The organism is Sphingomonas sp. ABOLH (assembly GCF_003951715.1).
Lineage (GTDB): Bacteria > Pseudomonadota > Alphaproteobacteria > Sphingomonadales > Sphingomonadaceae > Sphingomonas > Sphingomonas hankookensis_A.
The window spans coordinates 121,284-141,694 of the sequence record NZ_QQWV01000006.1 but is presented as its reverse complement, the minus strand read 5'-3'; the positions used below and the strand labels follow the sequence as shown (position 1 = coordinate 141,694).

The 20,411-nt window shown below is 66.1% G+C and carries 17 protein-coding genes; 12 read left to right on the top strand and 5 right to left on the bottom strand.

Going from position 1 to position 20,411, the window contains the following annotated elements:
* The first annotated feature begins 86 nt into the window (after positions 1 to 86).
* Together murA and CA237_RS04955 are read left to right on the top strand one after the other, a co-directional pair.
* A complete protein-coding gene (murA, locus tag CA237_RS04960; RefSeq protein ID WP_066688380.1) occupies positions 87 to 1,370 on the top strand; it encodes a UDP-N-acetylglucosamine 1-carboxyvinyltransferase in 1,284 nt (427 codons plus the stop codon).
* Between the two features lie 96 nt (positions 1,371 to 1,466).
* On the top strand, positions 1,467 to 2,606 hold the full coding sequence (locus CA237_RS04955; RefSeq protein ID WP_126013168.1) for an aldose epimerase family protein: 1,140 nt from the start codon (positions 1,467 to 1,469) through the stop codon (positions 2,604 to 2,606).
* Positions 2,607 to 2,748: 142 nt separating this feature from the next.
* On the opposite strand, the gene CA237_RS04950 is transcribed toward CA237_RS04955, so the two are convergent.
* Positions 2,749 to 3,699, bottom strand: coding sequence for a cation diffusion facilitator family transporter (locus CA237_RS04950; protein ID WP_126013165.1), 951 nt, complete (start codon positions 3,697 to 3,699; stop codon positions 2,749 to 2,751).
* A 249-nt stretch (positions 3,700 to 3,948) separates the two neighbouring features.
* On the opposite strand from CA237_RS04950, the gene CA237_RS04945 reads away from it, so the two are divergent.
* Together CA237_RS04945 and CA237_RS04940 are read left to right on the top strand one after the other, a co-directional pair.
* Complete coding sequence (locus CA237_RS04945) at positions 3,949 to 5,838, top strand: GGDEF and EAL domain-containing protein (protein WP_126013162.1); 1,890 nt, start codon at positions 3,949 to 3,951, stop codon at positions 5,836 to 5,838.
* The gene (locus tag CA237_RS04940; protein ID WP_126013159.1) at positions 5,835 to 6,983 is read left to right on the top strand and encodes a HAMP domain-containing sensor histidine kinase; all 1,149 of its coding nucleotides are present in this window, start codon (positions 5,835 to 5,837) and stop codon (positions 6,981 to 6,983) included. Before CA237_RS04945 ends, CA237_RS04940 begins: the two co-directional genes overlap by 4 nt.
* A 67-nt stretch (positions 6,984 to 7,050) precedes the next feature.
* Here the strand turns inward: CA237_RS04940 and CA237_RS04935 are convergent, their stop codons facing one another.
* From CA237_RS04935 to cysD, 3 genes are read right to left on the bottom strand one after another with little or no spacing between them, the layout of a single operon-like run.
* Positions 7,051 to 7,779 (bottom strand): 3'(2'),5'-bisphosphate nucleotidase CysQ, encoded by a 729-nt coding sequence (locus CA237_RS04935; protein WP_241215435.1) that lies wholly within the window; start codon positions 7,777 to 7,779, stop codon positions 7,051 to 7,053.
* Positions 7,776 to 9,698 carry a sulfate adenylyltransferase subunit CysN gene (cysN, locus tag CA237_RS04930; RefSeq protein ID WP_066688389.1) on the bottom strand — a complete coding sequence of 641 codons (1,923 nt, stop codon included), beginning with the start codon at positions 9,696 to 9,698 and terminating at the stop codon, positions 7,776 to 7,778. Before cysN ends, CA237_RS04935 begins: the two co-directional genes overlap by 4 nt.
* On the bottom strand, positions 9,698 to 10,615 hold the full coding sequence (cysD, locus tag CA237_RS04925; RefSeq protein ID WP_066688390.1) for a sulfate adenylyltransferase subunit CysD: 918 nt from the start codon (positions 10,613 to 10,615) through the stop codon (positions 9,698 to 9,700). The genes cysN and cysD overlap by 1 nt, the downstream gene beginning before the upstream one ends.
* Positions 10,616 to 11,122: 507 nt before the next feature.
* Here cysD and CA237_RS04920 point away from each other — a divergent pair.
* The 7 genes from CA237_RS04920 (at position 11,123) to CA237_RS04890 (ending at position 18,336) form a co-directional block, all read left to right on the top strand.
* Positions 11,123 to 12,343: an EAL domain-containing protein gene (locus CA237_RS04920; protein WP_232307858.1), complete on the top strand. Its 1,221-nt coding sequence runs from the start codon at positions 11,123 to 11,125 to the stop codon at positions 12,341 to 12,343.
* Positions 12,344 to 12,458: 115 nt separating this feature from the next.
* Positions 12,459 to 14,903 carry an ATP-binding protein gene (locus tag CA237_RS04915; RefSeq protein ID WP_126013153.1) on the top strand — a complete coding sequence of 815 codons (2,445 nt, stop codon included), beginning with the start codon at positions 12,459 to 12,461 and terminating at the stop codon, positions 14,901 to 14,903.
* Between the two features lie 63 nt (positions 14,904 to 14,966).
* Positions 14,967 to 15,356, top strand: coding sequence for a response regulator (locus tag CA237_RS04910; protein ID WP_066688395.1), 390 nt, complete (start codon positions 14,967 to 14,969; stop codon positions 15,354 to 15,356).
* Between the two features lie 118 nt (positions 15,357 to 15,474).
* Complete coding sequence (gene rpsU, locus CA237_RS04905) at positions 15,475 to 15,681, top strand: 30S ribosomal protein S21 (protein ID WP_010545388.1); 207 nt, start codon at positions 15,475 to 15,477, stop codon at positions 15,679 to 15,681.
* An 87-nt stretch (positions 15,682 to 15,768) separates the two neighbouring features.
* Positions 15,769 to 16,380, top strand: coding sequence for an FKBP-type peptidyl-prolyl cis-trans isomerase (locus CA237_RS04900; protein WP_066688397.1), 612 nt, complete (start codon positions 15,769 to 15,771; stop codon positions 16,378 to 16,380).
* A 476-nt stretch (positions 16,381 to 16,856) separates the two neighbouring features.
* Positions 16,857 to 17,885: a M48 family metallopeptidase gene (locus CA237_RS04895; protein WP_084401288.1), complete on the top strand. Its 1,029-nt coding sequence runs from the start codon at positions 16,857 to 16,859 to the stop codon at positions 17,883 to 17,885.
* Between the two features lie 214 nt (positions 17,886 to 18,099).
* Positions 18,100 to 18,336, top strand: coding sequence for a hypothetical protein (locus CA237_RS04890; protein ID WP_198158490.1), 237 nt, complete (start codon positions 18,100 to 18,102; stop codon positions 18,334 to 18,336).
* Positions 18,337 to 18,648: 312 nt separating this feature from the next.
* Here CA237_RS04890 and CA237_RS04885 read toward each other — a convergent pair whose 3' ends face one another.
* On the bottom strand, positions 18,649 to 19,431 hold the full coding sequence (locus CA237_RS04885; RefSeq protein WP_066688400.1) for a metallophosphoesterase family protein: 783 nt from the start codon (positions 19,429 to 19,431) through the stop codon (positions 18,649 to 18,651).
* A gap of 111 nt (positions 19,432 to 19,542) precedes the next feature.
* On the opposite strand from CA237_RS04885, the gene galU reads away from it, so the two are divergent.
* Positions 19,543 to 20,406, top strand: a complete 864-nt coding sequence (galU, locus tag CA237_RS04880; RefSeq protein ID WP_066688599.1) for a UTP--glucose-1-phosphate uridylyltransferase GalU — start codon at positions 19,543 to 19,545, stop codon at positions 20,404 to 20,406.
* The last annotated feature ends 5 nt before the right edge of the window (positions 20,407 to 20,411 follow it).

Below are 20,411 nucleotides of genomic sequence, written 5' to 3'. Positions count from 1 at the left end.
CGCCAACGGTCCGCCCCCCCCCCGCAAAGCGGGGAGGATCGGAACGCCCCCTTGCGTGTGTGACGCCACACACTAGAAGCTGCCCCATGGATCGTATCGTCATTCGCGGCGGCAATCGCCTGTCCGGCCGCATCGTCATTTCCGGGGCCAAGAACGCGGCCCTCACGCTGCTGCCGTGCGCGCTGCTGACCGAGGAGCCGCTGACGCTGCGCAACCTGCCGCGCCTCGCTGACGTCGACAGCTTCGGCCATCTGCTCAACCAGTTCGGCGTGTCGACCACGATCGAGGGGTCGCACCCATCCGAATTCGGCCGCGTCATGACCATGCGCGGCCAGCGGCTGACCTCGACCGTCGCCCCCTATGATATTGTGCGCAAGATGCGTGCGTCGATCCTCGTGCTGGGTCCCCTGGTCGCGCGCGCAGGCGAGGCGACGGTGTCGCTGCCCGGCGGCTGCGCGATCGGCAACCGTCCGATCGACCTTCACCTCAAGGCGCTGGAGGCGCTGGGCGCCGAGATCGAACTGGCGGCCGGCTATGTGAAGGCCACGGCCCCCGGCGGCCGTCTGCCCGGCGGGCGCTATCGCTTCCCGGTCGTCTCGGTCGGCGCGACCGAGAATGCGGTGATGGCGGCGGTACTGGCCAAGGGCACCAGCGTCTTCGAAAATGCCGCGCGCGAGCCGGAAATCGTCGACCTGTGCCGCTGCCTCGTCGCGATGGGCGCGGCAATCGACGGCATCGGCAGCGACACGCTGACCATCGAGGGCCGCGACCGGCTGCACGGCGCGACCTACGCGGTCATGCCCGACCGGATCGAGGCGGGCAGCTATGCCTGTGCCGCCGCGATCACCGGCGGCGCGGTCGAGCTGGCCAATGTCGTGCCGTCCGACATGCGTGCGACCATCGACGCGCTGGTCGAGGCCGGCGTCGCGGTGCGTGAGGAAGCGACCTCGCTGTTCGTCGAGGCGAGCGGGGATATCCGCCCGATCAACCTGTCGACCGCGCCCTATCCGGGTTTCGCCACCGACATGCAGGCGCAGTTCATGGCGCTGCTGACCCGCGCCGACGGGGCGAGCGTGCTGACCGAGACGATCTTCGAGAACCGCTACATGCACGTGCCTGAACTCGCGCGGATGGGGGCGGACATCACCGTCACCGGCCGCTCGGCGGTGGTGCGCGGCGTCGCCGGCCTCGTCGGTGCGCCGGTCATGGCGACCGACCTGCGCGCGTCGATGAGCCTCATCATCGCCGGCCTGGCGGCGGTGGGCGAGACGTCGGTCAGCCGCGTCTACCACCTCGACCGCGGCTATGAACGGCTGGAGGAAAAGCTGCAGGCGGTCGGTGCCGATATCGAACGGCTGGGCGACGGCTGATCCTCGCCGCTTGAACTAACGCTTATTGTCGGACTATATCCTTCCCAACGGACCGGACGTGGCGCGATAGCCCGCCGGTGCATTGGGAGGGTGACGATGAAGAAGGCGCTTCTGGTCGGGTCGACGGCCATGGCAATGTTGATCGGGGCACAGGCGGCGGGCGCCGCCACGGCCAAGCGGTCGAGCTTTGGCAAGCTGCCCGACGGCACCGCGGTCGAGATGGTTACCCTGACCGGCAGCAACGGCGTCAGCGCGCGGATCATGACGCTCGGCGCCACGCTGCAGGCGTTCAACGCCCCCGACCGGAACGGCAAGGTCGCCGACGTCACGCTCGGCTATGACGACGTCGCCAGCTACGTCACCGCGCCCAATTACTGGGGCCAGACCATCGGCCGCTATGCCAACCGCATCGCCGGCGGCAAGTTCACGCTGGACGGCAAGGCGTATCAGCTGACCCAGAACGACAAGGCCAATTCGCTCCACGGCGGCACGGTCGGCTTCGACAAGCGCGTGTGGCGGATCGTGTCGGTCAAGGACGGCCCGACCGCGTCGGTCACCATGGCGCTGAACAGCCCGAACGGCGACCAGGTTTATCCCGGTGCGCTCGACGTCACTGTCACCTATGCGCTGGACGACAAGGGCGCACTGACCATCGATTTCGATGCCAAGAGCGACGCACCGACCATCGTCAACCTGACCAACCACGCGCTGTTCGACATGGGCGGCGAGGGCAGCACGGTCGGCACGATGAACCACAAGCTGACCATCCCGGCCAGCCGCTACACGCCCGTAAACGACGCGCTGATCCCGACCGGCGAGCGTCGCGCGGTCGCCGGCACGGTGTTCGACTTCACCCGTGGCCGCATCGTCGGACAGGACGTGCGCGACGGCCGCGATGCGCAGATCGTCGCCGGGCGCGGATACGACCATAATTTCGTGCTCGACGCCGGGATCACGAAGGAGCCGAAGCTGGCCGCACGGCTGGAGGACCCGGCGTCGGGCCGCGTGCTGGAAGTGCTGACCACCGAACCGGGCGTGCAATTCTACTCGGGCAATTTCCTCGACGGCACGCTGATCGGCAAGAAGGGCCATGTGTACCGCATGGGCGACGGCATCGCGCTGGAGCCGCAGAAATTCCCCGACACCCCCAACCAGCCGGCCTTCGGTTCGGCACGGGTGGAGCCGGGCAAGCCGTACCATCACCGCATGGTGTACCGCGTGTCGGTGGCGCGGTAAGGGCTGCAACGGGCAATCTTCGTCATTCCCGCGAAGGCGGGAATCCATAGACGCTATCGGTTCGAATCTATCCGCGACGATAGCGTGTATGGATCCCCGCCTGCGCGGGGATGACGATAGGGAACGCGACTTAACCAAACCCTCAATGTGCGTGCACCATCGCGCAATCATCCCCCGTCTCGATCTGCACCGTCGCATGACCGATGCCGAAGTCGTGCTCCAGCCGCTCGCCCAGCGCGGCAAGGAACGCATCGCCCGGATGCCCGCCGGGCACCACCAGATGCGCGGTCAGCGCGGTCTGGGTCGTACTCATCGGCCAGATATGCAGGTCGTGCACCCGCACCACGCCCGGCTGCGCCGCCAGCACCGCCTCCACCGCCGCCGCGTCGATCCCGCGCGGCACCGCCTGTAGCGCCAGCAGCACCGATTCGCTGAGCAACCCCCAGGTCCCGATCAGGATGATCGCGACGACGATCAGGCTAACCAGCGGGTCGATCCACGTCGCCCCGGTCCACAGCATCGCCAGCCCGGCGATCACCACCCCGGCCGACACCGCCGCATCGGCGGCCATGTGGAGATAGGCACCGCGGATGTTGACGTCGCCATGCCGTCCGCGCGCGAACAGCAGCGCGGTCGCGACATTGACGACGATTCCGGCCAGCGCCACCCACACCACCGGCCAGCCATCGATCGCGCGCGGGCTGCCGAGGCGCTGGATCGTTTCCAGCAGGATCGCGCCGACCGCCATCAGCAGCACCAGCGCATTGGCGAGTGCGGCGAGGATGGTCGACGCGCCCAGCCCGTAGGTGAAGCGCGGCGTCGCCGGCCGCTTGGCCAGTTCCATGCCGCCCCAGGCGATCAGCAACCCCAGCACGTCGGACAGGTTGTGCCCGGCATCGGCGAGCAGCGCGACCGAATCGAACCAGAAGCCGGCGGCCCCTTCGACAATGACGAAGCCGATGTTGAGGATCGTCCCGATGGCGAGGGCCCGGCCGAAATCGGTCGGCAGGTGATGATGCCCGCCCGCGCCGTGCCCGTGCGCATGGCCGTGCCCGTGATCGTGGTGGCCATGACCGTGATGATGTGCGCCCATGTCCGCCTTCTGGCACCGGCCCGCCCTGCTGACCAGACTCGTCCGTGGCGGTGGGGCTGCCCTGGCCGACCTTCCGGACAGGACGGTGTCGGGCAAGACCGTTCGCAGATGCCTCGGACCGACAGCCCGCCCGGCCCATCGTGGCTAACACGCCGGTAACCGACCAAAACGGGATCGAAACGGCCCGTCGCGCGCTGATCCGGCAATTCCTGCGACTCCGGTCGCCAGTCGGGTAAGTTTGCAGACGTCATGGAACCGAATGACCCCGTAGCGCGCGTCCTGATCGTCGACGACGATCCGGCGGTGCATGATTCCTATCGCATGTCGTTCGCTCCGGCGGACGATGCCGCGCAGCTGGCCGATCTGGCGGCCGAACTGTTCGACGATGTGACACCCGGCGACACGCCGCCGCTCGCCATGACCTTCGATCATGTCCATCAGGGGACTGAAGCGGTCGCGGCCGTCGAACGCGCGGTGCGGGACGACCGGCGCTTTGCCGTCGCCTTCATCGACGTGCGGATGCCGCCGGGCATCGACGGGCGCGAGACCGCACGCCGCATCCGTGCGATCGACCCCGATGTGCAGATCGTGATCGTGACCGGCTATTCCGACTTTTCCCCGGCACACATCGCACACGTCGCCGGACCGCCCGACCGGCTGTTCTACATCGCCAAGCCGTTCACCGCCGAGGAAGTCGTCCAGACCGCGACCGCGCTGTCGCATCGCTGGCTGGCGGATCGCGAGCTTGCCCGGACCCGCGCCGCGCTGGCGGCCAAGATCGAGGAGCTGGAGGATCAGGCGCGCGAGCTGGCCGCTAACGAGAGCAAGGCGATCCGCCTCGCCAATCGCGATCCGCTGACCGGTGCGCCCAATCGGCTGGCCTTCCTGTGCAACCTGTCCGAACAGGCGCGGCGACCGGGCGCGTTCGCGATGGCGATGATCGATCTCGACCGGTTCAAGCTGATCAACGACACGCTCGGCCATCTGGTCGGTGATGAGCTGATCCGCACCATCTGCGCCATCCTGATCGACCGGACCGGCGACCATGGCTTCGTCGCGCGGCTGGGCGGGGACGAATTCGGCGTGCTGCTGCATGTCGATACCGCCGATGCGGCGGTGATGCGCTGCGAACGGCTGGTGCGCGCCTGTTCGGCCGATCTGCAGGTGTTCGGCCATCCGATCCATGGTGCGGCGTCGATCGGCGTGGTCATGGTCGCCGGCGATACCGGGCGCGATCCGGTCGACGTGATGCGCCGTGCCGATCTGGCGCTGAACGAGGCCAAGCGTTCGGGCCGGGGCGTGGTGCGGCTGTTCGACGACAGCATGGACGAATCGATCCGATTCCGTCGGCGGGTCGAGGAGGGGCTGACCCAGGCGATCGCGAAGCAGGAACTGGCGCTGCTCTATCAACCGATCGTTGCGCAGGGGACGCTGGACATCGTCGGGTTCGAAGGGCTGCTGCGCTGGAACAGCCCCGATCATGGCGCGATCGGTCCGGCGACCTTCGTGCCGATCGCCGAGGAATCGAACCTGATCCACGACCTTGGCGACTGGGTGCTGGATAGCGCGCTGGCGATGCTCGCCGACTGGCCGACCCAATATGTCTCGGTCAATTTTTCCCCGCGTCAGTTCCGACGGCAGAATTTCGTCGGGCATCTGGTCGAAAAGGTGCAGCGCGCCGGCATCGCCCCCGACCGGCTACAGATCGAAATTACGGAAACCGCGATCTTCGACGATGCCGAACGTGCCGCCGACACACTCTATCGGCTGCGGCAGATGGGGTTCCGCATCGCGCTCGACGATTTCGGCACCGGCTATTCCTCGCTCTACAATATCCGCAAATTCGCGCTCGATTGCCTGAAGATCGATCGCAGCTTCATCGACGGCATGGGGCGCGAACGCGAAAGCGCGGCGATCGTCCATTCGATCATCCACCTCGCCCGCGCGCTCCGGCTGGAGGTCGTGGCCGAAGGGGTGGAGACCGAACAGCAGGTGCAGGCGCTGCGCCTTGCGGGATGTTCGCATCTCCAGGGCTATTTCCTCTCCCGCCCGGTCGATGGCGCGGCGGCGACCGATATGGCGCGCAGCGGCGCGTGGCCGGGGCAGGCGCGGATATCGGCCGAACCCGGCCGCGCATGACCGCGCGGCGCGCCCGTCCGCTCGGCGCGGCGCTGCTCGGACGCATGGCGCTGGTCGGGGTCGCCGGGATCGCGCTGGCGGGCGGGGTGCTGGGGGTTGTCGCGGGACCGGCGGTGGCGTGGGGAAGCGTGGCGGCGGGCCTGTTCCTGCTCCTGCTGCTGCTGGTCACGCTATGGCGCGGCATTGCCCGCTGGGTCACCGATCCGCTGCGCCAGATCGATCAGGACATGGCGGCGATGGTCGAACCCGGGGAAGCCGCCATACCCGATCCTGCGCCGGCTCCGGCCGAGATCCACTCGCTGTCGCGGCGGCTGGCGGTGGTGCGGCGGCAGATGCAGGATCAGGCGGGGCAGCGCGAATTGCGCTCCTTTCGGCTGGGGCGCTCGGAAAGCCGCGCGGCACTGGTCCATAACGCCCGCAACGCGCTGTCGCCGATCAGCGCGATCCTGTCGCACGGGCTGGCCCAGCCGCCGGTCGCCGAGCGCGACGTGATCGAGCGGGTCGTGTCCGAACTGGCGCGCGGGGATGTGCCGCCCGACCGGCGCGAAAAGCTCGCCGCCTATGTCATGACCGCGATCGATGCGGCGGCGCGGGCGCGGATGGAGCGGCTGGCCCAGTTCGAAACGGGCCGCGCGGCGCTCGCCAACGTACTCGACATCATCGGAGGGCCGCAGGACATGGCGGCGGAGGGCGTGGCGCTCGACCGCTGCGACGTCACCGACCTGATCGCGCGCAACGGCGCGATCGCCCGCTATGGCGACGACCGCTCGATCGCGGTGACCTTTCCCGCATCGCCCTGCTGGGTGCGCGCCGACCGGGTGATCCTCAGCCAGGTGATCGGCAACCTGTTCCGCAACGCGACCGAAGCGATCGCCGCCCGGGGCGGCGGCGACGGGCAGGTGATCGTCACCATCGTCGACGCACCCGTTGTGACGGTGACGATCGCCGATGATGGCGAGGGCTTCGATCCGCTCGATGCGCCGATGCTGTTCCAGGCCGGCTATTCCACCCGCAAGGCCAAGTCGGGCGGGCTGGGACTGCATTGGTGCGCGAACTGGATGGCGGCGATGGGCGGCGCGCTGCGCCTCGAAAGCGAGGGGCCGGGTCTGGGCGCCCGCGCGATCCTGACCCTGCCCGCGGGGTAAGGGGCATCCGCTCCGTCACCCCGGACTTGATCCGGGGTCCCGCTTCTTCTTCTTGTCGTTGGGACGATTACACGGCGATCAGGGACAAAATCCGCGCCGCATCGGCATGCCGGCAGATCAGCAGATCGGGCAGCCAGGTATCATGACAATTATAATAAAGCGGCGTCCCATCGATCCGCGACGCATGCAGCCCGGCGGCAAGCGCGACGGCGACCGGCGCACAGCTGTCCCATTCATATTGCCCGCCGGCGTGGAGGTAGATGTCAGCCTCACCGCGAACCACGGCCATCGCCTTCGCGCCGGCCGACCCCATCGGGATCAGCTCGGCATCGATCGCCTCCGCCACCGCCAGTGCCTGCGGCGCGGGGCGGGTGCGGCTGACGACCATGCGCGCGCGTGCCGGGGCGGGGGGCACGATCGGCGCGGGGTTGCTCGACAGGGTAACGCCGAGTGCGGGCAGCGCCACCGCACCCGCCGCCGCGCGCCCGCCTACGGCAAGTGCTACGTGCACCGCCCAGTCGTCGCGCCCCTCGGCATATTCGCGCGTGCCGTCCAGTGGATCGACGATCCATGTCTGCGACGCCGCGCAGCGGGCCTTGTCGTCGGCCGACTCCTCGGACAGCACGAACGCCTGCGGTCGCGCCGCACGCAGCCGCTCGAGGATCAGCGCGTTCGCTTCCCTGTCGGCCCGGTCGCCCAGCGCCTTGCCGGTCTCGCGCCCTTCCTCCCGGATCGCGAGGAGCAATTTGCCCGCCTCGGCGGCGATGGCGGTCGCCAGCAGCGCGTCGTCGGTCACAGCACCGGCGCCCAGATACCCAGCACATGCTCGACGATGCGCTCGGCGGCGGCTTCCGGCGTTTCACGCGTCGTATCGACATGGATTTCGGGTGAAAGCGGCGGTTCGTATGGGCTGTCGATGCCGGTGAAGTTGGCCAACGCCCCGCTACGTGCCTTGGCGTACAGCCCTTTCACGTCGCGTGCTTCCGCGACGGCCAGGGGCGTATCTACGAACACCTCGACGAACTCGCCCTCCGGAAGCATCGACCGCGCCAGGTCGCGCTCGGCCCGGAAGGGGGAGATGAACGCGGTCAGCACGATCAAGCCCGCATCGGCCATCAGCTTGGCAACCTCGCCTACGCGACGGACATTCTCCACCCGATCGGCATCGGTGAACCCCAGATCGCGGTTAAGGCCATGGCGGACATTGTCGCCATCCAGCAGGAAGCTATGTTTGCCCAACGCGTGAAGTTTCTTCTCCACCAAATTCGCAATCGTCGACTTGCCCGACCCGGACAGGCCGGTGAACCATAGCACGCGGGGGGACTGGTTCTTCTGCGCGGCATGGGCCTCGCGGGTGATGTCGATCGACTGCCAATGGACGTTCTGGCTGCGGCGCAGGCAATAATCGATCATGCCGGCAGCGACGGTGGCGTTGGTGATCTTGTCGATCAGGATGAACCCGCCAAGGTCGCGATTGTCGGCATAGGGTTCGAAGGCGATGCCGCGGTCGGTGAACACGTCGGCCACGCCGATGTCGTTCAGCTGCAGCGTCTTGACCGACAGTTCGGCCAGCGTGTTGACGTCGACCGCGTGGCGCGGAGTCTGCACCGTAGCGGAGACCAAGCCTGAACCAGTCTTCAACCAATAGGCACGACCAGGCAGCAGCGGTTCGCCATCCATCCATACGATGGTCGTGCGGAACTGGTCGGCGACCTGGGGCGGGGCGTCGGCAGCAGCGATCACGTCGCCGCGCGAACAGTCGATCTCGTCCGCAAGAGTGATCGTAACAGACTGCCCTGCGACCGCCTGTTCCAGATCGCCGTCCATCGTGACGATGCGCGCGACATGCGACGTCTTGCCCGATGGCAGCACCCGCACCGCATCGCCGGGGCGCACCGTGCCGCTGGCGATCAGTCCGGCGAACCCGCGAAAGTCGAGATCCGGGCGGTTGACCCATTGCACCGGCAGGCGGAACGGCCGCGCGGCCGCCGCCTCGCTGTCCAGTTCGACCGATTCGAGATGTTCGATCAGCGCCGGTCCGCTGTACCATGGCGTGTTGGCCGAAGCGGCGGCGATATTGTCGCCCTTGAACCCCGACAGCGGAATTGCGGTAAAGCCGGCGATGCCGATCGATTCGGCGAAAGCGGCATAATCGGCGACGATGCTATCGAAGATCGCCTGATCATAGCCGACCAGATCCATCTTGTTCACCGCCAGCACGATGTGACGGATGCCGATCAGGTGCGCGAGATAGCTGTGCCGCCGTGTCTGAGTCAGCACGCCCTTGCGTGCGTCGATCAGGATCACGGCGAGGTCGGCGGTCGATGCGCCGGTCACCATGTTGCGGGTATATTGTTCGTGGCCGGGGGTGTCGGCGACGATGAACTTGCGCTTCTCCGTCGCGAAGAAACGATAGGCGACGTCGATGGTGATGCCCTGTTCGCGCTCGGCGGCGAGACCGTCGACCAGCAGCGCGAAGTCGATCTCGCCGCCTTGGGTGCCGACCCGCTTGGAGTCGCTCTCCAATGCGGCCAGCTGATCCTCGAAGATCATCTTCGAATCGTAGAGCAGCCGGCCGATCAGCGTCGACTTGCCGTCGTCGACCGACCCGCAGGTGATGAAGCGCAGCAGCGACTTGTTCTGATGCTGCGCGAGATAGGCGTCGATATCGGCCGCGATCAGCGCATCGGGCGTGTAGGCGGGGGCGGTTGCCATCAAAAATACCCCTCCTGCTTCTTTTTTTCCATGCTGGCCGATCCCGCATCGCGGTCGATCGCGCGACCCTGCCTTTCGGAGGTGGTGGTCAGCAGCATCTCCTGAATGACCTCCGACAGGGTCGCTGCCTCGCTCTCGACCGCGCCGGTCAGCGGATAGCAGCCGAGCGTGCGGAAACGGATCGAGCGATCGACCGGGACTTCGCCGGGCAGTAGCCGGAAGCGGTCGTCATCGACCATCAGCAACATGCCGTCGCGCTCGACGGTTGGACGCGGCGCCGCGAAATAGAGCGGCACGATCTCGATCCCCTGCGACAGGATGTACTGCCAGATATCCAGCTCGGTCCAGTTCGACAGCGGGAAGACGCGGATCGATTCGCCCTTCGCCTTGCGCGCATTATAGAGGTGCCATAGTTCCGGCCGCTGCGCCTTCGGGTTCCAGCGGTGATTGGCTGAGCGGAACGAGAAGACGCGCTCCTTGGCGCGGCTCTTCTCCTCGTCGCGGCGCGCGCCGCCGAACGCGGCATCGAAGCCATAATGGTCGAGCGCCTGCTTCAGCCCCTCGGTCTTCCACAGATCGGTGTGCAGGCTGCCATGGTCGAACGGGTTGATCCCGCGCGCCTTCGCTTCCGGATTCTGGTGGACGAGCAGCTCCATGCCGGCATCGCGCGCCGCCTTGTCGCGTAGGTCGTACATCGCGCGGAATTTCCACGTCGTATCGACATGGAGCAGCGGGAAGGGCGGGGGAGCGGGGTAGAAAGCCTTCTTGGCAAGGTGCAGCATCACCGCCGAATCCTTGCCGACCGAGTAGAGCATGACCGGGCGTTCGGCCTCGGCCACGACTTCGCGCAGGATATGGATGCTCTCCGCTTCCAGGCGCTGGAGATGGGTAAGGCGGTCGGGGGAAGGCTCGGTCATGTCGGGATCGCAGGTAGCGATCCGGTCCGGCCCACCAAAGCAACGATTCCTGCGGCGTGCGGCAGTTCAGCTATCGCGTGGAGCTGGGACCAATACGATCACGGCCCTATCCATCGTACCACGATCATGTGCAGTCAAAAAGCGCCTGGGAACTGCCCGGCGTACCGGACCGTCCCAGGCGCCGGTTCCGTTCAGATCGGACGCAGATCGTCGCCGTAATTGTCACGGAACAGAGCAAAAAATGCCTGCATCTTCATTCTCCCAGTTACGCCGAAGCGCCCGGACGTATTAACGTAAAATTAACCCTACGCCAAATCGGAATCGCAACGACCGCACGCAGAGTGCGGATCATCGCCGTTAACCGAAGTTTTGCAGTTGGGTAGGTAGCGAAGGCGGGTCATGCGTCGCGCCGAATCGGACCAATTCCCGCGGGTCGGGGCCCGGGATCCATCACGATCCGCTGGCGGAGCGTCGGTTGGGCATGCGGTTCCCCCCTACCGATTCCTGTTGCTGGCCGAACTCGAAGATTTCGTCGCCCTGCGTCGCAGCGTCGGAGTGGCTCGCGCGCGGCTGGTGATGGACGACGTCATCGCACGGCTGGAAACGGCGCTGCCGATGATCCGCGCCATTCCGGCAGGACCGGCGATGCTGGAACTGTCGTTCGACTGCGACTCGTCCGCCGAAGGCGTCGCGACCGTTGAGCAGGTGCGAGCCACCATGGTCGCGCCGTTCGACCTGGACGGCGAATCCCATCGCTTGTCGTTGCGAATCGGTGGTGGTGGCGCGCCGACCCATGATGCCGACGAGCTCCGCCTGATCGAATCCGCCGAACAGGCGCTGGCTGATGCGCGCGAGATTCGCAGCGACGTCGTGCGCGACCTTGCCAATCCATCGGCCGGCGACGACCCCATCCAGCTGATGCGCGAACTGCCCGAGGCGATCGCCAGCGGGCAGATTTTCCTGCAATATCAGCCCAAGGTGCGGGTGCGGCAGCAACAGGTGGTCAGCGCCGAGGCATTGGTGCGCTGGCGCCATCCGGTGCGCGGACTGATCCTGCCGGGCATGTTCATCGAAGCGGCCGAGCGTTCGAACGCGATCGGTCCGCTGACGCTGTGGATCATCGAGCGGGCGATCGCCGACCAGCGCGTGCTCGCTGCTCAGGGACACGACATTCCGATCTTCATCAATATCTCGGGCGTGCTGCTGTCCGATGCGGGCTTCGTCCGCGATGCCTGCGCGCTGGTCAGCGGGGGCGGTGCGAAGATCGGGTTCGAGATTACCGAAACGGCGGTGATCCGCGATCCGGAAAGCGCCATCGCCAATCTCGGCATCTTCGCGCGCATCGGCGTGCCGCTCGCGATCGACGATTATGGTGCGGGATTGTCGTCGCTCGCCTATCTCAAGCGGCTGCCCGCCCGCGAACTGAAGATCGACAAGCTGTTCGTGACCCAGCTGACCAGCAGCAACCGCGATCCGCTGATCGTCCGCTCGACCATCGATCTGGCCCATGCGCTGGACATGGAAGTGACGGCGGAAGGCGTGGAGACGCCCGCCGCGCTGGCGCTGCTGGGGGTCATGGGGTGCGACATGGTGCAGGGGTTCCTGATCAGCCGCCCGATCGAATTTGCCGCGTTCCTGACCTTCCTGTCCGAAGAACGGCATGTCGCGGCGATGGCGGGACCGCGATTCTCGTTTCACCGTGACGTGGGGCAGTGGAAGGTCGGCTAAGCAGGAAGCCGCGACGGACCGGATGATCCTACCCTGCAATGTGCACGACAGATGCCGCGATCAGCCGACTGGGCAAACTTACTCGCGGTTAACCTCGTCCGTCGCATGATGAACCATGACCGCGCGACGTGCCGCTCCCGTCCTGTTCTTCGCTGCCGCCTCACTGGCGCCAATGCCGGCCATGGCGCAGGCCAACCAGCCCATCCTCGAAGCAAGGTTCGAGGCAGCACGTTCGGGGCTGGTCGCCCAACCCGAGCGGGGATTGCAAGAAGGCGAGTCGCTGGAAAAGGCGGCAGGCGAGCGTGATGGTGCGGACTCACCCTTGGTTGCTGCCAGTATCTGGCTCCAGGCGGAGGCGTATGCCCGGCTCGGTCGACGTGCCGACGCGCGTCGCGAAATTCGCTCTGCGCTGTCGCTCGTGCAACGACGGCGACCCCGGCTTCCGCTGGAAGGTGATATTCTTCGCACGCGAGGGGACGTCGCTTCCGACGAAGGGAATGTCAGTTCTGCGCTGAACGACTATCAGATGTCGTATCGCATCTATCAGGAAACAGGAGACGCCAGAGGTCAGTCGCTGGCGCTGCTGAGCATAGGTGCCTTGTATCGACAGGGATCGGATTTCAGCGCCGCTCTCAAATATTATGGGCAAGCGATCGATGCCTATGCTGCTGATCCCGTCCTGTCGGTATCGTTGCTGAACAATCGCGGTAACGTACTCACCGAAATGGGGCAGTATCGTCGCGCTTTGACCGACTTCCGCCTCGCATTGGAACTGGTAGGCCGGATCAGCAATCCTGCCTTCGAAGCACGTATCTACGGTAACATCGCGCGCGCCTATCGTGGCGAGGGTGCGCCGAATGCTGCATGGCAGGCGGCCGTTCGGGGGATGGCGATCGCGCGGGCCGCCGATGCGATAACCGCGCTTAATCAGTTGCAGACGCTGGCCGGGCGGATAGCCGCTGATCGCGGCGACTTCCGGACTGCGGTAAGGCTGGTGGATACGGCGTTCGAGGATGTCGACCTGACGACCACGCCACTGACGGCGCGGGACAATCATCGCAATGCTTACGGGGTTTATGCCGCCGCCGGGGAAACCGCGAAGGCGCTCGCCCATCTCGAGGCGCTCGACCGGCTGAACGAGCAGGCGACGCAGCTCACCACCTCGACCAAGACCGCGCTGATGTCGGCGCGGTTCGATTTCCAGAACCAGGAACTGCGCATCGCGCGGTTGCAGCAGGAGGAATTGCGCCGCAACGTCGCGTTCGAACGGGCCAATGCGCGGTTCGAGCGTATCCTGTTCGGCAGCATCGCCGCGGCCGTCGCAGTGCTCCTTGCGCTGCTGAGCTTCGGCGTGGTGACGTTGCGTCGCAGCCGCGATGCGATCCGGCGCGCCAACGTCGATCTTGCCGCGACCAATGCCGCGCTCGAAAAGGCGCTGAAGGCCAAGGGCGATTTCCTCGCCACGACCAGCCACGAGATTCGCACACCCCTGAACGGTATTCTCGGCATGGCGCAGGTGATGCTGCGCGACGAATCGCTGGCCCCGGCAACCCGCGACCGGCTGGACATCATTCACGACGCAGGGGTCACGATGCGATCGCTGGTCGACGACATTCTGGACGTCGCGAAGATGCAGTCGGGGAATTTGTCGGTCGAACGTGTGCCGACCGACCTGATCGCGACGGTCGAGGATCTGGCACGGCTGTGGCGGCGACAGGCGGAGGATCGCGGACTGGGCTTCGTTGTCGAACTGGGCGACGTGCCCCGCTGGGTGGAGGGAGACCCGGTCCGGTTGCGGCAGATCCTGTTCAACCTGTTGTCGAATGCGCTGAAATTCACGCCGTCGGGCGAGATCGCGCTACGGGTGGCGGCGACGGGCGACCGGCTGTCGATCGCCGTGGCGGACACCGGGATCGGCATCGCACCCGACCGTCTGGAGGAGGTGTTCGAATCCTTCCAGCAGGCCGACACCAGCACCACGCGTCGCTATGGCGGCACCGGTCTCGGCCTGACGATCTGCCGCAATCTCGCGCGGGCGATGGGCGGCGATATCATCGTCAGCAGCGCGCCGGGGCAGGGGGCGACCTTTACCGTCGATCTGCCGCTGGTCACGGTCGCGCCGGAGGTTGTCGGGACCGGTCCGGTGGACCGGGCGGCGCGGGCGGCAACGCTTGCGATCCTCGAACGCAATCCGATCACCCGGGGGATGATGCGCACCCTGTTCGCCGATCATGTCGACGACATGGCGTTCCTCGACGACGCCGCGGGCTTGCTGGACGTGCTGGCGCTGGGATCGACCAACACGGTGCTGGTCGATATGGCCTCGCTGTCGGCGGGGAGCACCGATGCCGATGGCATACTATCGATGGTAGTCGCGGAAGCGCATCAGCGTAACTTGCGCATCGTGCTGCTGGCGCGGGAGCAAGATGATATCGCTCCTCCATGCAAGAATGTCACATTGCTGCAAAAACCTGTTTCGGCTACGCAACTAATCGACGCCTTATTTGTCGTGGGGAAAGGCCGGGCGCCTGCGGTCCCCCTTGTACCGAACGCCGCATAGCGCGATAGCGGATTGCAATATGAACAGCGTCAATGTCTGCCCTGTCCGATCGGCGTGCGTCGCATGAAAATCCTTTTTGTTGAGGATGATGCGATGAATCGTCGTGTCGTCCGCGACATGCTCGACGTGGCCGGGGCGGCCATGGTCGAGGCGGACAGCGCAGAGGCCGGGTTGCAGCGGATCGAGGAGGGGGACTATGACCTCGTCCTGCTCGACCTGCGCATGCCCGGCATGGACGGCTTCGAGGTGATCCGGCGGGTGCGCGCGCGGGACGACGCCAAGCGGACGCTGCCGATCGTGGTCGTTACCGCCGATACCGCGATCGACCTGACCCAGCGGTGCATCGCGGCCGGGGCCGACGAGGTGCTGTTCAAGCCCGTGGCGATGGACGCCTTGTTCGATGCGATCGGCCGAATCGTCGCCGGTCGCGCAGGGGGCGACCTGATCTTCTGAACCCTGCCGGTTTGGCTTGCCCGCGCGGGACAGTCCTGTTAGGGGGATTCGTCACGCCGCAGCCATGCTTCGGCGAACCCTATTCTATTGCGATAAAGACCCGGAGTTTACCGACCCCATGCAGATCATCGTCCGTGACAACAATGTCGATCAGGCCCTTCGTGCGCTGAAGAAGAAGCTGCAGCGCGAAGGCGTGTATCGCGAGATGAAGCTGCGCCGTCACTACGAAAAGCCCTCGGAAAAGCGCGCTCGCGAGCGTGCCGCCGCCGTTCGTCGCGCCCGCAAGCTGGAGCGCAAGCGGATGGAACGCGACAGCGCACGGTAAGTATCGAATCGGGTCGCGGGTCATCCGACCGGCGGCCTTGTTTGATCCATGCGATGCGGCGCACAGGCTGCGCCGGAAGAGGTTTCGATGTCGGTCACTGCCGTTCCGCTCCGTCCCGTCAAGCAGCGTCATATCGTCTGGATATGGGTGGGGATCGTCTTGGCCCTGCTGCTCGCGGCCGGATTCGCCTGGGCCGGCACGCGCAGCGGCACCGATTCGTTCCTCGCCAGCAACGCATCGCGCTCCGGCGTCGTGACGACCGCCAGCGGCCTGCAATATGAAGTGCTGACCAAGGGTAGCGGCCCGACGCCGACCGACGCCGACGTCGCGCTGGTCAACTATGTCGGCAAGTTCACCGACGGCACCATCTTCGACCAGAGCCGCCAGCCGACGCCGATGTCGCCAAAGGGTGTTGTCCCGGGTTTCGGTGAAGCGATCAAGCTGATGCCGAAGGGGTCGAAGTACCGTTTCTGGCTGAAGCCCGAACTCGGCTATGCCGCGCCGCGTCCCGAAGGCGCGCCGCCGATGTCGCCGGAAGTCGAGAAGCTGTCGAAGCAGGTGCTGGTGTTCGATGTCGAGATGCTCGACTTCATTCCGGAAACGGTGCTGCAGCAGATTCAGATGCAGCAGATGATGCAGCAACAGCAGGGCGGCGCTACGCCCCCGCCGGGCGCAGTCTCGCCGCCGGCCGGCCGCTGAACCAGCCTCCGAACGAATCGCAGACGGCGCCGGTAGTACCGGCGCCGTTTTCGTTTGGGGTGCTGCGGGGGCGGGGCGCGAATGGCTGGTTTACGCGTGGCCGGTGCCGGTTATCGCGCGCTGCCGTCGATGTGGCGTAGTCTGATTGGCGGACGGGCGCTCTGGAACAGGTGCTAAGGCTCAGGGGCCGATCCGCCTTGTACCAAACGTTCGTGTAAGGGCGATCGAAATTCCGCCTGGTTCTTGCCCATGGCAGGAGCCGCGAGAGGCTCCAGCCCTCGCTGGAGCGACGGTTTCGCGCAGAAGGCCGAATGATACGGTCTCGGGCGCTGGTCGCATACTCCGCATCAGTACATTGCCGACATGATCCTCCGAGAGTTGGACGGTCGATCGTCGCGATCATGTCGGTGTCCAGAACCGGATGCGCGCCGCAGGGCACCCATCGCGCCTGCCGCATTTCGTGCTATTCGCACGCCATGGCTTTCCGCATCCCGTTCCGCCGCGTTCCCGGCCAGACTTCCCATGTGCTTCGATCGACGGCGCTGCTGGCAACGCTGCTGACGATCGGTGCGGCGCCCGCGGCTGCTCCCGCCGATACGGCCACGTTGGAGGCACTGCGTGCCGCCGATTTGCGGCTGGGTGCGATCGGGTATCGCCTGGCGACGGCGAACGCCGCGCTCTGCAGCGATGTGGCGCCGGTGCCGGGCATCGTGGTCCATGCCATCGACCAATATGCCGAATCGGAGCAACCGGCCGCGCGTACGGCGTTCGGCTTTGCGACCGGCGTGGCGGTGGAGGGGGTGGTGCCCGACAGCCCGGCCGCCCGGGCCGGACTGCACGCCGACGATACGATCGTCAGCGTCAACGGACAGCCGGTTCCGGTCGCCGATGGTGCCGGTCATGTCCGCACCCGCGACGCCATGGTCGCGCTGATCGACGCCCAGCCGGTCGACCGGCCACTGACGATGGTCGTGCGACGGGCAGGAAGCGACCGCAGCGTCGCCATCGCGCCGTCACTGGGATGCCGCACGCTGTTCGAACTACGCGTCGGCACCACCATGGATGCGGTTGCCGACGGGCGGCTGGTACAGATATCGAGTGCGTTTCTGGACAAGCTGGCTGATCCGCAACTCGCGGTGGTCGTCGCGCATGAACTGTCGCACAACATCCTGCGCCATCATGCGCGGCTGGATGCCGCGCGGGTCAGCCGAGGGTTGCTGCGTGAACTGGGCCGTAACGGGCGACTGCACCGTGCGACCGAGGACGATGCCGACCGACTGGGCGTGCATCTGTTGCGGAACGCCGGGTGGGACCCGCAGGAGGCGGTCCGGTTCTGGCGGGGGCCGGGCGCGCGAATCGATGGCGGGATCTTTCACAGCAGAACCCATTCATCCGCGTCCAAACGCGCCCAATTGATTGCGGCGGAACTTGCCGCGCTGCCAAAGGGCGCACCCATTCCCTATCGGCCGCCAGTGCTGTCGACGCGCGATCAGCCGCTGCAATAGGTTCGAGCGCAGCCGAATCGTAACAATATGTTGCCACTATTGTTTTTGGCGCAGGAACTAACGCGATCTTAACCTGTTCCCGGCCAGTCGTTCGCGCGACCATTCTGGTCTTGATGGCCCAACGGCTGATCGCGAACGGAACGATAGGACTTGCAGGTGGCGTGCTGCTGTGCAAAGGGCGATCCGACGTAAAGTTTTGCAAGGGAGTGTAGAAATGGGTTTTGCCAAGAAGATGCTGATCGCGGCCTCGGCCGTGTCGATGACCGTTGCTCCGACGATCGCCAACGCTGCCAACGCTTCGAAGCTGTCGGTTGCTCGTGCGTCGGCTCCGGCTGCCAAGGGTGAGAAGCTGGCCGGCGGCGGCGTGATTGTTGCGATCCTGGCCGCTGCTGCCGTCGTCGCCGGCATCGTCGTCGTCGCCGACTCGGACAGCGATTCGGACAGCAACTGATTGTCCGCGCGGGTAACCGCGCCGCGATCTGTTGAAAGGGCGTCCCTCACGGGGCGCCCTTTTTCGTTATGGTGATGGTTGGTCGGACCGGCAGATGTCGGCTCCGGTGGCGACGGGCGTGTCGAGCAGGTGGCTCCGAAGCGGGGCGCCGTCTCGGCAAGCGGTCGACGCCCTTGCTGATGGAAGCACGAAGCGCCGAGCGCCTGCCTTTGCCGTGGCGGCGGCTACAGGTCAGCGGGTCCGGCCCCGGACGAAGCTGGCCGGGGCCGGCAACGCTGAAACGAATTGGAACCCGGTCGCCGCCGCGCCGAATCAGTCGACGCTTGCGCCGGTTCCTTCGGGACAATGGGTCGTCAGGAATCGCCGCGTTTCACCCGACAGGGCGAGGGCGGTCAGTCGGCCGGTGCGATAGGCGCCGGTATCGATTCCGATCCGGTTGTCGCGAAGGTCGGGCTGGTCGGTGACGGTGTGGCCATGGACCACGAACCGTTCATGGTGCCCGCGATGGTCAAGGAACGGCGCGCGGATCCAGCGCAGGTCCGACGACTTCTGATCGGCCAGCGCGACGCCGGGGCGGATGCCGGCGTGGACCATCACATAATCGCCGATCACGATGCTGTCGGGCAGCGACCGCAAAAAATCGAGATGGACCGGCGGCACATGGTCGCGGATCAGGCGCTGAACACCCTTCAGGTCCTCGCGCTCATAGGTTTCGTCGTCGACGCCGTAGCTGAGCAGCGTCTCGCGCCCGCCGGCACGGTTGAAGATGCCCAGCGCTTGCCGTGCGCCGTCGGCGGCTTCGAGGAGCAGTTCCTCATGGTTGCCGCACAGGCAGTGGACGTCGGGGCTGGCCGCGCACAGCGCCATCACCCGGTCGACGACGCCGCGCGAATCGGGACCGCGGTCGATCAGGTCGCCGAGAAAGACCAGAGTAACGCGGCGATCGCCCCGTTCGGGATCGGCATCGATCTGCGCCAGCAATTGCTCGAGACAGTCGAGCCGGCCGTGGATATCGCCGATCGCATAGACGACGCCGTCATCGGGTACGCGGGGAGCGGGGGCTGCGGATCGGCGAAAGAGCTTGGAAAAGACCATGATGCGCCAAGGCCTCTAGGCGAAAGGGGTGGCACGATCAATAAAGCGCCGGGTTTGCCAATCGGCTGACATCGTTCTATTGCGGCGCAGCAATTTTCAGGGATGGAAACGATGACGATCAAGAAGGTACGCAAGGCAGTCTTCCCCGTCGCCGGCTTGGGCACGCGGTTTCTTCCCGCGACCAAGTCGATGCCGAAGGAAATGTTGACCGTCGTCGACAAGCCCCTGATCCAGTATGCCGTCGAAGAGGCGCTGGAAGCCGGGATCGAACAGATCATCTTCGTCACCGGCCGCGGCAAGGGCGCGCTGGAGGATCATTTCGACGTTTCCTACGAACTGGAAGCGACGATGAAGGCGCGCGGCAAGTCGATGGCGCTGATCGAAGGCATCCGGCAGAAGCCGGGCAGCCCGGTCTATGTCCGCCAGCAGGAGCCGCTGGGTCTCGGCCATGCGGTGTGGTGCGCGCGCGAGATCGTCGGCGACGAGCCGTTCGCGGTGCTGCTGCCCGACGAACTGATGGTCGGCGGGTTCCTGAAGCAGATGGTCGACGCCTATAATCAGGTCGGCGGCAACGTGATCGGCGCGCTGGAAGTGCCGGACAGCGAAACCGACAAGTACGGCATTATCTCGCCGGGCGCGACCGACGGCCGGCTGACCGAAGTCACCGCGCTGGTCGAAAAGCCCAAGGGCAAGGCGCCGTCGAACCTGATGATTCCGGGTCGTTACATCCTGCAGCCCGAAGTCATGCAGATTCTCGATTCGCAGGAGCCGGGTGCGGGCGGTGAAATCCAGCTGACCGATGCGATGGCCAAGCTGATCGGCAACCAGCCGTTCCACGGCTTCACCTTCGACGGCAAGCGGTACGACTGCGGCGACAAGGCCGGTTGGGTGCAGGCGAACATCGCGCTGGCGCTGGCGCGCGCGGACATCGGTCCGGCGGTGCGGGCCTTCGCCGAGGAAGCGCTGGCCAAGTAAGGAAC